General features: G+C 57.3%; 12 protein-coding genes. 9 read left to right on the plus strand and 3 right to left on the minus strand.

Annotated elements, in window-relative coordinates:
- Positions 1-56: 56 nt before the first annotated feature.
- The gene (locus HGBM_RS31060; RefSeq protein WP_019120346.1) at positions 57-227 is read left to right on the plus strand and encodes a hypothetical protein; all 171 of its coding nucleotides are present in this window, start codon (positions 57-59) and stop codon (positions 225-227) included.
- Positions 228-282: 55 nt separating this feature from the next.
- Here HGBM_RS31060 and HGBM_RS06825 read toward each other — a convergent pair whose 3' ends face one another.
- Both HGBM_RS06825 and HGBM_RS06830 read right to left on the minus strand, forming a co-directional pair.
- Positions 283-1,407, minus strand: coding sequence for a M20 family metallopeptidase (locus HGBM_RS06825; protein WP_019120347.1), 1,125 nt, complete (start codon positions 1,405-1,407; stop codon positions 283-285).
- A gap of 15 nt (positions 1,408-1,422) precedes the next feature.
- Positions 1,423-2,742 carry an amidohydrolase gene (locus tag HGBM_RS06830; protein WP_019120348.1) on the minus strand — a complete coding sequence of 440 codons (1,320 nt, stop codon included), beginning with the start codon at positions 2,740-2,742 and terminating at the stop codon, positions 1,423-1,425.
- A gap of 216 nt (positions 2,743-2,958) precedes the next feature.
- Here HGBM_RS06830 and HGBM_RS06840 point away from each other — a divergent pair, with 216 nt between their 5' ends.
- The 8 genes from HGBM_RS06840 to HGBM_RS06875 all read left to right on the plus strand — a co-directional run bounded on the left by HGBM_RS06840 (position 2,959) and on the right by HGBM_RS06875 (position 13,046).
- Positions 2,959-4,308 carry a M20 family metallopeptidase gene (locus tag HGBM_RS06840; RefSeq protein WP_019120350.1) on the plus strand — a complete coding sequence of 450 codons (1,350 nt, stop codon included), beginning with the start codon at positions 2,959-2,961 and terminating at the stop codon, positions 4,306-4,308.
- Between the two features lie 19 nt (positions 4,309-4,327).
- Positions 4,328-5,515, plus strand: coding sequence for a M20 metallopeptidase family protein (locus HGBM_RS06845; RefSeq protein ID WP_019120351.1), 1,188 nt, complete (start codon positions 4,328-4,330; stop codon positions 5,513-5,515).
- The gene (locus HGBM_RS06850; RefSeq protein ID WP_019120352.1) at positions 5,512-7,089 is read left to right on the plus strand and encodes an ABC transporter substrate-binding protein; all 1,578 of its coding nucleotides are present in this window, start codon (positions 5,512-5,514) and stop codon (positions 7,087-7,089) included. Before HGBM_RS06845 ends, HGBM_RS06850 begins: the two co-directional genes overlap by 4 nt.
- 80 nt (positions 7,090-7,169) lie before the next feature.
- Positions 7,170-8,087 (plus strand): ABC transporter permease, encoded by a 918-nt coding sequence (locus HGBM_RS06855; RefSeq protein ID WP_019120353.1) that lies wholly within the window; start codon positions 7,170-7,172, stop codon positions 8,085-8,087.
- Positions 8,088-8,130: 43 nt separating this feature from the next.
- A complete protein-coding gene (locus HGBM_RS06860; RefSeq protein ID WP_019120354.1) occupies positions 8,131-9,057 on the plus strand; it encodes an ABC transporter permease in 927 nt (308 codons plus the stop codon).
- A gap of 13 nt (positions 9,058-9,070) precedes the next feature.
- The gene (locus HGBM_RS26845) at positions 9,071-10,087 is read left to right on the plus strand and encodes an ABC transporter ATP-binding protein (protein WP_019120355.1); all 1,017 of its coding nucleotides are present in this window, start codon (positions 9,071-9,073) and stop codon (positions 10,085-10,087) included.
- A complete protein-coding gene (locus HGBM_RS06870) occupies positions 10,050-11,054 on the plus strand; it encodes an ABC transporter ATP-binding protein (RefSeq protein WP_019120356.1) in 1,005 nt (334 codons plus the stop codon). The genes HGBM_RS26845 and HGBM_RS06870 overlap by 38 nt, the downstream gene beginning before the upstream one ends.
- Positions 11,055-11,201: 147 nt before the next feature.
- A complete protein-coding gene (locus HGBM_RS06875) occupies positions 11,202-13,046 on the plus strand; it encodes an adenine deaminase (RefSeq protein ID WP_019120357.1) in 1,845 nt (614 codons plus the stop codon).
- A gap of 86 nt (positions 13,047-13,132) precedes the next feature.
- On the opposite strand, the gene HGBM_RS06880 is transcribed toward HGBM_RS06875, so the two are convergent.
- Positions 13,133-14,713, minus strand: a complete 1,581-nt coding sequence (locus tag HGBM_RS06880; RefSeq protein WP_019120358.1) for an N-acyl-D-amino-acid deacylase family protein — start codon at positions 14,711-14,713, stop codon at positions 13,133-13,135.
- Between the last annotated feature and the right edge of the window lie 37 nt (positions 14,714-14,750).

Raw genomic sequence — 14,750 nt, forward strand, 5'->3', positions numbered from 1 at the left:
ACATCTTAGCCTCATAATAGTAAGTGGAACGACAGAATGAAGAAAGGGTCGATAATATGCGTACTTACAAGTTCCTATTTGAGACCAAGTCAAAACAGTGGATTGAAACCATCAAGGCCAACAGCATGTTTGATGCAGCCTCTAAAGCAAGGGAACTCGCCATTAGCAAATCGCAGGCGTTGGCAGCCCGCATCCAATTTTCGTTCTACCACATCAAAGCCGTTTAATTATAGACTCCGCCTGCCCCCTTCGCTCCCTTTTACGGGAGCTTTTTTCGTTGCCTCATAACTTCGCGAGCAGTTTGGCGAACAGGGCGGCCCTGATCGGAAGCTGATCGATCCGCACGTGCTCGTATTCCGCATGCGGTCCGTCGCCGACTGCCCCCAGTCCATCCAGCGTAGGAATTCCCAAAGCAGAAGTGAAGTTCCCGTCGCTGCCGCCTCCGACCGCCGCTTCCGTCAAGGCAAACCCCAGCTCGCCCGCCGCTTCTGCCGCCAGGTGAAAGAGCCGCCCCACTCCGGCCGTACGCTCCATCGGCGGCCGTTCGATGCCGCCTTCCACTGTCATGATGATGCCTTCCCGCTGCGGCTTGGCTGCCTGGATGAGGCTGCTGATCCGCTCCGCTTCGGCCAGGCTGGTCACCCGCAAATCGACGTGCAGTTCCGCCTGTTCTGCGACGACGTTGACGCGATTTCCCCCGTGTGCGATTCCGACGTTCAGCGTCGTACCTTTGGAGTAGTCCGTCAAGCTGTGCAAGAACAAGATTTGACGGGCCATTTCATCGACGGCGCTAATCCCGTCTTCGTGGTGGTTGCCGGCGTGTGAAGCCCTGCCTCTGAGCTTGATGACAAAGCTGCCGACGCCTTTGCGGGCGGTCTTCAGCGCACCGGTCTCGGCCACCGCCGGTTCGGGGACCAATACAACCTGGCTTTTTAAGGCTTCCTGTTCGATCAGGTCCCGCGATGTGCCGCTGCCGATCTCCTCGTCACTGGTGCAGAGGAAGACGATTTTATGGTCCAACGGGATACCCAGGTCGCGGCAAGCCTTCAGCGCCCAGAGGGATTGAATGATGCCGCCTTTCATGTCGAAGATCCCCGGGCCGTAGGCTTTGTTGCCCTCTACGCGATAATTCAGGCGCCCGACATCCCAAACCGTATCGAAGTGAGTGGTAATCAGGATCTGATGATCTCCATCGCCGTAGGCAAAGCGGAGATGATCCCCTGTCTTGGTCTGCGGGATGACCTCTCCGTCCACACCGAGACGGGATTGGAAGAGGGATTGCAAGACAGCCCCGCAGCGATCCACCTGCTCCTTGTCGTTCGACGGCGATTCCGCCTTTACCACGGACTCCAGGTCGGCTAGCATATGTTGCTGGTTTGCTTGCAAATAGCTTAAAATGTCCGCCATCTTTTACACATCCTCCTATGCGTTTTCTTCTCTTTGCAGCTCACCGGCGTGAAGTGCGCAGTAAGCCAGCGTTTTTACTGCGATTTTCAAGACCTGCTCGTCAATGTCGAACTTTTCGTTGTGATGACCGGCAGCCAATGTTGTGCCGAAGACGAGATAAGCGGCCAGCCCGCCGTGTTCCTGCACCCGGTTGATGAAGTATGTCGCGTCTTCCGAGCCGCCGGAGTGATGCCTATCCAGAATCGTCCTAACTTCTGCCACTTTTTCGGCCTGGGAACGAATAAAGGGGATCAGCGAAGAGCTGGAGACGGCGCTGCCCGCCTTGCCGACGATCTCCACCTTCTCCGAAACCCCGTACATGACGGCTGCGCCCCTGATCACTTGCAGTGCCTGCTCCAATATGTAGTCGTTAATCTCGTCTGTGTCGCCCCTGGTCTCCAGCTTGAAGGAAGCAAGATGGGGGATGACATTGCGTCCGCTGCCTGCGTTCAGCACGCCGACGTTGATTCGCGAAGCCCCTGCTCCGTGCCGGGAAATGGCGTGCAGGTTAAGGACAGCCGCTGCCGCAGCGAGCAGGGCATTTTTCCCCTTCTCCGGTTTGCTCCCGGCATGTGACGCGACACCTCTATACTCCACATCTACTTTTGTCGTCGCCAGGTAGCCTTCCGCCCCGCAGACCACACTGCCGAGCGGCATACCACAGCCGACGTGGGCAGCAAAGAAGATGTCCACATCATCTGTCACCCCTGCTTCCACCATTGCCTTGGCTCCCCTGACCCCCTCCTCGGCGGGCTGAAAGATGAGTTTGATCCGGCCGACGAGCTCGTCTTTGAGCTGCGTCAGCAGCCGGGCCAGTCCCAAGCCAATTGCGGTATGGGCATCGTGGCCGCAGGCGTGCATCATCCTGGGGTTGATCGAACGAAATCCCTTTGCGCTTGGAAAGTGGGACGGATCAGTCGACTCGGCTATATCCAAGGCGTCCATATCGACGCGAAAAGCCACCGTTGGCCCCGGCCGGCCCGTCTCCAAAGTCCCGACGACACCGGTAAACCCGCCGGACAGATACGGCAGCCACTCAACCTCTGCCCCCTGCGAAATCGCCCGCTGCTCCTGCTCCGCCAGATAATCCGGCGCCGGCACACCCATTCTGGCTTCTCCCTTTACGACCTTGGCTCCTGCCTGTACATTGTAGCCCCATTCGTGCAGCTTGGCCGCTACCTTGCTTGCTGTGCGGAACTCCACCCACCCCGACTCCGCGTGCTTGTGAAAGTCCCGCCTCCACTCGATCAGCGCAGGATACAGCTGGTCTGTCAGTTGTTGAATGTTTCTGGACATAACGAGGAACTCCTTCTTCACATGACTTTTTTCAAATGGGAATATTTAGGGAAATGTTCTCAATTACAAAAAAATTCGGCCACCCTTCTCCTTTTCCTCCCTGCATTTCGCAAGAATTATATTTCATATTTGAATTTTCAAAATTGACATTGTATTCTGCGTAATTTATAGTTTTGAGTAAGCCTTTCGGAATATTTCCCAAAAGGGAGGGACCCCATGCAGGACGTATTTTCTTTCATCGATCAGAACCAGGAAACGTATATCAAGTGGCTGCAAGAGCTCTGCCGCCAGCCGAGCGTCGCCGCCCAGAACCGCGGCATGAAGGAGACAGCCGCGATGGTGGAGCGGATGATTCGAGATACAGGCGGCGAAACCAGGCAGATCGGGACATCCGGATACCCGGTCGTCTACGGCCAGTTTGCCGGAAGCGGCAAGAGGACCCTCTCTTTTTACAACCATTACGACGTACAGCCGGAAGATCCGCTTGAACTGTGGGATTCTCCCCCGTTTGCCGCAGAGATCAGGGATGGTCGGATGTACGCCCGCGGTGTCGCCGACAACAAAGGCAACCTGATCGCCCGGCTTGCGGCTGTGCACGCTTTCCTGCAGGTGCGCGGCAAACTGCCGATCGGCATCAAATTTATCGTCGAAGGCGAAGAGGAAATCGGGAGTGTCTGTCTGCCCGAATTTGTGGACAAGCACCGCGAGCTGCTGCAAGCAGACGGATGCCTCTGGGAGTTCGGCTATAAAAACGCCGATGGTCGGCCGCAGGTCAGCCTCGGCGTAAAAGGGATGTGCTACGTGGAGCTGATCTGCCGCGGGGCCAACACCGACCTGCATTCCGCCAATGCGGCGATTATCGAGAACCCCGCATGGCGCCTGTTGTGGGCGTTAGCCACATTGAAAACTCCCGACGAACAAATCCGGATAAAAGGGTTCTACGACAAGGTGGCAGAGTTGTCCGAACACGACAATGAACTGCTGCAAAACATGATCTACGATGAGGCGAACACCCTGGAGCAGCTCGGCCTGAAATCGTTCCTCCTGAATTTGTCCGGCATTCCGCTAAAAGAAAAGTTAATCTTCCAGCCTACCTGTACCATATGCGGCATCGAATCGGGGTATACCGGTCCCGGTTCCAAGACCGTACTGCCTTCCGAAGCCCGTGTCAAACTGGATTTCCGCCTCGTTCCGGACCAGGACCCGCATGAAATCCTGCGATTGCTGCGCCGGCATCTGGACGAGAGGGGCTTCCCTGACATTGAGCTGGAACCCTTTTCGCTGGAACACCCTGCACGCACCCCGCTTGACAACCCGTTGACCCGGGCCGTTATCGACACCGCCAGACAGGTTTACGGGCTGGAACCCACGATCATGCCCATGTCACCCGGCACCGGACCCATGTACATACTCTGCCAAAGCCTCGGCATCCCCGCAGTCTCAGTCGGAGTCGGCCATTTTGCATCCAACAATCACGCTCCGAATGAAAATATCATCATCGACGACTACATCCAGGGAATCAAACACATCGCTGCCATTATCGAGGGCTTCGCCCATCAACCGTAAGCGAACAGGGGGATGAACATTGGAGCAAATCCTGGACAAAGCAAGAGCGCTGCAGGAGGAAATCGTTCGTTGGCGGCGCGATTTTCACCTGCATCCTGAACTTGCCTTTCAAGAGACGCGCACATCGCAGATCGTCGCCGACCATCTGACGGAGCTGGGGCTGGAAGTGAAACGGGGCGTAGGCCGCACCGGCGTCGTCGGCGTGCTTCGCGGATCGGCTCCCGGGCCGACGATTGGCCTTCGAGCCGATATGGATGCCCTGCCGATACAGGATCAGAAGACCGTCCCGTACAAGTCCGCCATCCCCGGCAAGATGCACGCCTGCGGCCACGACGCCCACACCAGCATCCTGATGGGAGCAGCCAAGCTCTTGTCCCGGCACTTCCGGCCCGAGCAGGGAAATATTGTCTTCGTCTTCCAGCCTGCAGAGGAAGATCAGGGAGGCGCCCAGGAAATGATCAATGACGGCCTGCTAAGCGACTTTCAGATCCAGGCCATGGCCGGCCTGCACGTCTTTCCGGGCGTTCCCGTCGGCCAGATCACGGCGGTGCGGGGCGTCGGCTGCGCGGCCGCGGATACGCTGCGGATCAAGGTGATCGGCAACAGCGGCCACGCCGCCCGTCCCCACCAGGCGATCGATGCCATCACAGCGACAGCCGAAGTGATCTCCGCCCTGCAGCATATTCCCAGCCGCTTCGTCGACCCGCTCGACCCGGTCGTGATCACGATCGGCAAGATTCAAGGCGGAACCGCCGCCAACGTCATCGCTGCCGAAGTGGAACTGATCGGAACCGTCAGAACGCTCAACCCCAAGCTTCGCGAGCAGATGCCGAAGCTGATCGAGCAGGTGGTGGGCGGCGTGACAGGAGCGCTTGGGGCCTCGTACGAGCTGGCTTACGAGTTTGGCTACCCGTCTGTCATCAATGACGACCGGATGGTGGACCTGGCACTTGGGACCGCTGATCGACTGCTTGGCGAAGGCAGCTCCAAAATCGTCGAACCTTCCATGGGCGGCGAAGACTTTTCCTATTACACCCATCACGTGCCGGGCGTCTTTTTCCGCCTGGGGGTGGGCAATCCGGAGAAAAACGCCGTCTACCCGCTGCACCACCCCATGTTCGATCTAGACGAAGAAGCGCTTCCCATCGGCGCTGCACTGCTGTCCGCGATGGCACTTGAGTTTACCAAAAGGGGGATCACAACGTGAAACGTTTGGCATCAATTGGATTGGCGGTGTTTCTGGCGCTGTCCGGGCTGCTCGCCGGCTGTACAAGCTCTTCGGCGCCGCAGACGACGACAGAACAGCCGCCAGCACAGACCGGCGGCGATACGGCATCGTCAGGCGAAAAGGTACTGACGATCGCGAGCGGGAACGACATCGAATCCTTTGACATTCACAACCACAACAATACCTCCACCGAAGCAGTCCACGTCAACATGTTCAACTACCTGGTGAAGAAAGACCGCAGCCAGCAAATACAGCCTGACCTGGCGGTTTCGTGGGAAAACACCGATCCGACCACCTGGCGCTTCAAGCTGCGGGAAGGGGTCAAATTCCACAACGGTGATCCGTTTACAGCCGCTGACGTCAAATTCACCCTGGAGCGGGCTGCCAGAGACAATACTCTCCTGGAGTACGGCAACTACAAACAGATCAAAGAGGTGAAAATCATCGACGACCACACCGTCGACATCATTACGGACGGACCGCAGCCCGTAATGCTCAACCGGCTCTCCCGGCTCGGTTCCGGAATGCTCCCTTCCAAGTACATCAAGGAAAAAGGCTGGGATGAATTTCTCAACCATCCGGTCGGCACAGGTCCCTACAAGTTCTCTGAGTGGAAGAAGGCTGACCGCCTGATCCTGGTGAAAAACGACGATTACTTCGGGGACAAGCCCAAGTGGGACAAGCTGATCTTCCGCGCCATTCCGGAAGATTCGACCCGCGTCGCCGAGCTCTTGACCGGAGGCGTCGACCTGGCCGTCAACATCCCTCCTACCGATATGCAGCGCATCGATGACAACCAGGGCACACACACCGCTACCGGTCCGACGCAGCGGGTCATGCAGTTGACGCTGCGCATGACTGCCGGAACAGCGACCGCCGACCCCAAGGTCCGGGAAGCCATCGAACTTTCGATCGACAAGCAGGCGATCGTCGACAACCTCCTTGGCGGCGGCGGAACCATCACCCGAACCCGCGTCACACCCGGCAACTTCGGCGCTGACCCCGACCTGTACGGGAAACAACTGTACGACCCTGAACGGGCCAAGCAGCTGCTGGCGGAAGCAGGCCATCCGGGCGGGCTGGAGATCACGATGAGCTCTCCGAGCGGCCGTTACCTGAAAGACAAGGAGACAGCCGAATTGATCGCAGCTATGCTGGGGGAAGTCGGCATCAAGGTAAAGCTGGAGTTTTTGGAATGGAGCAAATTTAACGAGAAGTACAAGGGCAAGACTTTTGGCGAAGTGTTCATGATCGCTTACGCCAACTCCATGTTCGACGCTTCGCTGGCATTTGACCGGATCTACAGCGAGCGGGCAAAGGGAGAGACCGATTACAACAATCCCGAGGTAGACAAGCTGCTCGATGAAGCAGAAACCAACATGAACCCGGATGAACGGGCGGAGCAATACCAAAAGGTGCAGAGAATCGTCGCGGAAGACCGCCCGGTGATCTATCTGTTCCAGACCAACGCCAACTTCGGGGTGAGCGATCGGATCAATTTTGAACCTCGGCTGGATGAAATGCTGTTCGCCGATGAAATCACGTTAAAATAGGATTTTCTCCGAAACAAAAGGGGTCTCTATCTCTATGGTGAGGCCCCTCTTCATTACAAGCATCCTGTGGAGGTGAAACCGTGAGGCAGTACATCGTCAAGGCGCTCCTGCAATTTATCCCGGTCATGTTTCTCATCACCCTGATCGTCTTTTCCCTGATGCACGTCACGGGCGATCCGGTATCGTTGATGCTCTCTGACACGGCAACGGACGAGGACCGCGAGATTCTTACCAAAGCACTTGGCCTGGATCAGCCGATGCATATCCAGTACCTCAAGTTTATGGGCAATCTCCTGCAAGGGGATTTCGGCACGTCGTTTCGCTACAATCAGCCCGCACTGCCCATCGTCTTGGAACGGCTGCCAGCGAGCTTTGAGTTGGCCATCGCCGCGATGCTCGTCGCGACAGTCATCTCCATCCCGCTGGGCATTTGGTCGGCAACCAAGCGCAACTCCATTCTGGACGTTTTTGTCACCGGCGGTGCGGTGCTGGGGAAAGCGATGCCCAGTTTCTGGCTAGGCATTATGCTGATTTTGCTGTTTGCCGTCAAATGGAAAACCCTGCCCGTGTCTGGGCACGGTTCGTTCAAGCACCTGATCCTGCCGGCCATCACTCTCGGCACCGGCATTGCCGCCGAGATGACCCGCTTAATCCGCTCCAGCCTGCTGGAGATATTGGGACAAGACTACATTCGCACCGCCAGAAGCAAGGGGCTGATGGAGATGCTGGTCATTTACAAGCACGCTTTTCGCAACTCGCTCATCCCCGTCGTCACGATCATGGCCCTGCAGACCTCCGTTTTGATCGGCGGCACGCTGATCACCGAAACGATCTTCTCCTGGCCGGGCATGGGGCAGTTGATCATTCAAGCGGTAAATACCCGCGACATGGCCATCGTCCAGGCTGCCGTCTTCGTCATCGCCCTGTTGGTCATCATCAGCAACCTGTTGGCCGACCTGCTCTACCGCTTCCTCGATCCGCGGATCAAGTACAACTAGAAGCGAATCTTTTCATCTGAAGATAATCCGGAGGTGAACCTGCATGTCTGCATCATTGGAAACGCCTGCCGCTTCCGTCCCCATGCAGCAGACGAACAGACGGGCCGGCAAGCTGCGCCGCGGGGTCCGTTCCTTGCTGAAAAGCAAAACAGGCACGCTCGGCCTGTTGATCATCGTGGCCATCACCTTCATGGCCGTCTTCGCCGGTCAGCTTGCTCCGCAGGATCCGGCCAAGCAGAATGTAGCCCAGCGTTTGAAGCCGCCCATGTGGCTGGAAGGGGGAAAACCCGACTTTCCGCTCGGGACTGACAATTTGGGCCGCGATATCCTCAGCCGGATCATCTACGGATCCCAGGTGTCGCTTTTGGTCGGCATCTGCTCCGTGATCATCGCCGGGCTGATCGGTGTGTTTTTGGGACTGGTATCAGGCTACTTCGGCGGCTGGATCGACATGGTGATCATGCGAATCGTCGATGCCTTTCTGGCGATCCCCAATATTTTGTTTACACTCGTCATTTTGTCTGTACTGGGTCCCGGTCTGGTCACCCTGATCCTGGTGCTTGGCATCACCAATTGGACCAACTACGCCCGCATCGTCCGCGGGGAAGTCTTGAGCATCAAAGAGCGCGATTTTGTCCGGGCTGCCCGCTCGGTAGGAGCCCGCGACGCCCGGATCATTTTCACGCACATCCTGCCCAACGTCGTCTCCTCGTTCATCGTCATCTCGACGTTGAGTGTGGCGACCACGATCATCCTGGAGGCATCGCTGAGTTTCCTTGGCCTGGGGATTCAGCCGCCTACCGTATCATGGGGCGGCATGCTCAGCGACGGCAGGGATTATGTCGCGACCAGTTGGTGGATTGCCACGTTTCCGGGATTGGCGATTACCCTGACGGTCCTGGGGATCATTTTCCTCGGCGACTGGCTGCGCGACGTGCTGGATCCGCGCATGAAGCAAAATGGGAAGTAGCGAGGTGGGACAAGTGGAAGCAAAACTGCTCGAGGTAAAAAACCTGCATACCCATTTTAAGACAGAAGAAGGGATTGTCCCATCGGTCAATGGCGTCTCCTTTTCCGTATCCCGAGGAGAGACGCTCGCGATCGTCGGGGAGTCCGGCTGCGGCAAGAGCGTCACCTCCTTGTCGATCATGGGGCTGATCTCCCCGCCGGGTGAAATCGCACGCGGCGAAATCCTGTTTGAGGGACAAAATCTGGCAACCCTTAGCCAAAAAGCGATGCGCAGGCTGAGAGGCAATAAGATCTCGATGATTTTTCAGGAGCCGATGACGTCGCTCAATCCCGTCTTTACGATTGGCAACCAGATTGGCGAAGTATTCCGGCAGCACCAGAGACTGAGCAAGCAGCAAGCAAGGGAGCGAAGCGTGGAAATGCTGGAGCGGGTCGGAATCCCGCGGCCGGAAAAGATCGTCGACAGCTTCCCCCATCAGCTGTCCGGAGGCATGCGGCAGCGGGTGATGATCGCAATGGCCCTCGCCTGCCACCCCGCCCTGCTCATCGCCGACGAACCAACTACGGCCCTGGACGTGACGATTCAGGCGCAAATTCTGGAATTGATGAAGCAGTTGAACAAGGAACGGGACACCGGCGTAATCCTGATCACCCACGACCTGGGCGTCGTTGCGGAGATGGCCGACCGGGTAGCGGTGATGTACGCCGGTGAGATCGTGGAAGAAGCTGATGTTTTTGAGCTGTTTGCCCGGCCAAAGCACCCCTACACGAAAGGGCTGCTCGGATCGCTGCCCAAGCTGGATGAACAGCGCGAGGAGCTGGACTCCATCTCCGGAACGGTGCCAAATCCGCTCGATATGCCCGTCGGCTGTTCGTTTCATCCCCGCTGCCCGCTGGCCGGCGAAGAGTGCACAAGGCAGAAGCCGCAGTTGACCAAAGTGGGTTCCGGCCACTTGGCCCGCTGTTTCTATGCAGAGGAGGGAGGAATACGCTATGAACCAAACCAGAAAGTCCGCTCAGCCTCTCCTTGAAGTCAAAGGGTTAAAAAAGTACTTTCCGTTCAAACGAGGGCCCTTCTCCCGTCAGGTCGGCCACGTCCGCGCGGTCGACGGGCTGGATTTCACCGTATACCGCGGCGAGACGCTGGGCATCGTCGGGGAATCGGGCTGCGGCAAATCAACGGCGGGACAGCTCATCATGCAGTTGTTGGAGCCTACAGAAGGGGAAATCTGGTTTGAAGGACGAAATTTGTCAGCCCTATCGAAGGAAGAGGTGCGCAGGACTCGCCGCGATCTGCAAATCATCTTTCAGGATCCCTACTCTTCACTCAATCCCCGCATGAGAGTGGCGGACATCATAGCCGAACCGTTGAAAGTACACGGCCTGCACAAGGGGGCGGAGCTGACGCAAAGAGTCGCGGAGCTGCTTCACCTCGTCGGTCTCGGCGAGCACCACCTGCATCGGCACCCCCACGAATTTTCCGGCGGCCAAAGGCAGCGGATCGGCATTGCCCGGGCGCTTGCCCTCAATCCCAAGCTGATCATCTGCGACGAGCCGGTCTCTGCATTGGATGTTTCGATTCAATCGCAAATTCTCAATCTGTTGAAGAAGCTGCAAAAAGAGCTTCAGCTCACCTACATCTTCATCGCCCACGGACTGCCGGCCGTCAAGCATATCAGCGACCGCATCGCCGTCATGTACCTGGGCAAGATCGTGGAGCTGGCCGATCGCGACTCTCTCTTTGCAAATCCGCTGCACCCGTATACCCAGGCCCTGTTGGCCGCCGTACCCGTACCTGATCCGACGAAGCGAAAAGAGCGGATCATCCTGCAGGGAGATCTGCCGAATCCAGCCAATCCGCCTGCCGGATGCCATTTTCACACCCGCTGCCCGCATGTCCAGGAGATATGCCGCAGCAAACCGCCTGTTTTGCAGTCTCACGCTGAAGGGCACCTGGTATCATGCCACTTCCCTGTACACGAAAAGGTGCCTGACTAGCCGCATAAGTCTGATAAGTCTGAGACCGGGGCCAAGCGAGCCCCGTTTTTTTGTTGTTGAACAAGATTGGCAAAAGGAGAACTAGTTTCTTTTCTATCATTTGTGTAACATAGAACGTAAATTTATTTTCAAAGGTGGAATCATGAAATGACGCAAGCTGCAGCCACATTTGCAAGACCTCAACTGGCGGATTGTCTTCCTGATCTCGTAGCTTTTGCGAGAGGAGAAAAAAAGGCTACCCTCTATATCCGCAATGGCACCCTGGTAAATGTGGTATCTGGCGAAATCCTGCCCCGTACCTCCGTAGCTGTAGTTGGTACCCGAATCGCTTATGTCGGTCCCGACGCAGAGGAAATGATCGGAGAGACAACGCAAGTCATAGATGCCGAAGGAAAGTACATCGCACCCGGCCTGTTGGACGGGCACTGTCATATTGAAAGCAGTATGCTATCGGTAACGCAATTTGCCAATGCAGTGCTTCCGCTCGGAACGACAGGCGGCTTCTTCGATGCCCATGAGATATCCAACGTACTCGGCCTGCCCGGCCTGCGAATGATGCTGGAAGAAGCCAGACAAACGCCGATGGCCGCGTACATGCAAGTAGCCTCCTGCGTACCGTCAACCAATTCCGAGTTTGAAACTTCCGGGGCGGAATTCGGGCCGGCAGAGGTAGCCGAGGCGCTGACTTGGGGACCTGATATGATCGCATTGGGAGAGGTTATGAATTTCCCCGGTGTCGTATACGGCGATCTGAAAATGATCGGGGAGATTCAAGCGACGCTGCGCGCGGGCAGAGTCGTCGACGGCCACTACACCTGGCCTGCGGGTGATCCGAGACTTGCCGCCTATGCCGCAGCAGGGGTATCAGGCTGCCACGAGTGCGTCACAGCGGAAGATGTCGCTGCGCGCGTAAGGCTGGGGATGTATGCCAAAATGCGCCGCGGTTCGGCCTGGCATGACGTTGCCGCCACCATCAAAGCGCATACCGAACAGGGCCTTGATTCACGCCGGATGCTGCTTGTGTCCGATGACCGGATCTGCGATTCCTTGAAAGAGGAAGGGCATATGAATTTTATCGTCAGACACGCGATTTCTCAGGGAGTCAAGCCCGTGACCGCCTTCCAGATGGCGACGATCAACACCGCCGAGCGGTTTGGCGTCGCAAGAGACGTAGGTTCTGTGACACCGGGAACGATCGCCGATATTATTTTGCTGGATGGCAATCTGGCCGATGTAAACGTCGTAATGACGATTGCCCGCGGCGAAGTGGTAGCGGAGAACGGCAAGATGACGATTGACCTGGCGCCTTTCCCCTACCCTTATTACGCTGTCAACTCCGTGAAGATTGCGAAGAAACTTGCCCCTTCCGACTTCGAGATCAAGACGCCCATTCAGTCGGGCATGATCAAGACGCGTGTTGCCGAAGTGAGAGAAAATCACGTAGAGACGGAAGAAAGAATCATCGATGTAGCCGTCAGGGACGGCAAGCTGCAAGTGACTCCGGAGAGCACCCTGTGCAAAATGGCCCTGTTCGAGCGCCACGGGAAAACAGGTGGCTCGGCTATCGGCATCGTCGGCAATGTCGGCAATGTCGGGTTCAATCAACCGGCGGCCATCGCCATGACCGTCGCCCACGACAGCCACAACCTGCTTGTCATCGGCAATGATGATGCGCTCATGGCCAAAGCGGCCAATTCGGTGATTGACATGCAGGGCGGCATCGCGGTTGCAACCGCTGACGGCGAACTGGTGAAACTGCCGCTGCGCCTCGCCGGCCTGATGTCGACAGAGCCCTATGAGACAGTCGTCAAGCAATCACAGGAGATCAGCCATGCCCTGGTAAAAGCGGGCTGCACGATGAACTACGCCTTCATGACGCTCTCGCTGCTCGCACTGGTCGTTATCCCGACCCTGCATATCTCTGATACGGGATTGATCCGCATTTCCGATGCCGGGTTTGAAAAGGTTTCGCTCTTTGTGGATGAAGCGTAATTACGGTTGTTCCGGGTTTCACGCTATTCATCGGGGCTGTTCCCCAAGTCTGGTGCAGGCTTGGGGGACAGCCCCCTTCTTCATGCTCACCCCCGGCGAATCACCTGTCCTGCCGTCACGCCGGTAAATGCCGCATCCTTGACGACCCACTGGCCATTTACCAAGACATGACGGATCCCCGCAGGCTCTTGCCGGGGATTTTCATAGGTGGCACGGTCAAGGACGGTTTTCGGATCGAACACCACGACATCGGCCCGGTACCCTTCACGCAGGAGCCCCCTGTCCTTGAATCGGAGCAGTTGGGCCGGGGCACCTGTCATGTGCCGGATCGCCTCCGCCAGCGTAAGGACTCTCTGTTCCCGGACGCAGCGGCCAAGTACGCGGGGAAAGGTGCCGTACAGCCTGGGGTGCGGCTTTCCGCCGAAGATTCCGTCCGAACCGACGATTTGAACCGGGTGTTTCATCCCGTACATGACGTCTGCTTCTTCGCCCCAATAGACGACCATGGTCACGCCGCCGTTTTCCTCGATCAACAGGTCAAAAGCGGCGTCTGCCGGGCCGCTCCCCCTCATCTCGGCAATTTCCAGCAGGTTCTTCCCCTCCACCGCGCGATTCTTCTCCGTGCTGACCGAAGAGATGACGATCTTGTCCCAGCCGCAGCTGTTGACCCAATTCTCAAACTCGCTGCTGGTCGCAAAATCGTTGACGATCCGCTCCCGCACCGCAGGCTCTCTCAGGCGGGCCAGCATTTGTTCCGTGCCGCCATCGTGCATCCAGGGCGGCAAAATCGCGTGGAATACGGTGGACGCGGCGGTATAGGGATATTGATCAAAGGTGATTTCGATCCCTTCGTCACGCGCTCGGTCGATTTTTTCCAGTGCCTGCGGAAATTTCTCCCTGTTTTTTAACCCGATGACCTTGAAGTGAGAGATGTGCAGTCGAACCCCCGACTGGCGGGCCACATCGATCACCTCGTCAAGCGCTTCTGTCATTCGGTTGCTTTCATTGCGGATGTGGACGACAAAGCTGCCATCGTAGGCGGCCGCTCCGCGACAGATTTCAATCAACTCTTCCTTGTCGGAAAAGACGTTGGGCGGGTAGACCAATCCCGAAGAAACGCCGACCGCCCCCTGCCTCATGCCTTCCTCCACCAGCTCGCGCATCGCTGTCATTTCTTCTCTGGATGCCGTGCGTCCGGCAAAGCCCATGACCAGCGTGCGCACCGCTCCATGGGGCACCAGATAGGTGACGTTGCCAGCCAGATTGCACTCCTCTAAATATTGCAAGTACTCCTCGATCGATGTCCACGGCCAATCGCCGATATCTCCGTTCAGGCCCCGCAGCTGCTTTTGCCACAACGGCTTCGTTTGGTTGGAAACGGGCGCGACGGAAATGCCGTCCTGGCCCAGCAGCTCGCTGGTCACTCCCTGCAACACCTTGATGTGGTGCACGTCAGGCTTGGTACACAGCAGGTCGGAATGGACGTGGGTGTCGATAAAGCCGGGCGCGACGGCCAAGCCTTCCGCATTGATTTCCGCTTCTGCCGGAACGCCGGCAAGCCAGCCCATTGCAGCGATCTTCCCGTCCTTGATGCCGATATCCAGCCTCGTCCACGGGTTGCCCGTTCCGTCGTACACTTGTCCGTTTCGGATGATCATCTCGTACATTGTCACGTCTCCTTTTTCTTCCTTATTTCTCAGCGGC

It is taken from the genome of Brevibacillus massiliensis, assembly GCF_000311785.1.
Lineage (GTDB): Bacteria > Bacillota > Bacilli > Brevibacillales > Brevibacillaceae > Brevibacillus_C > Brevibacillus_C massiliensis.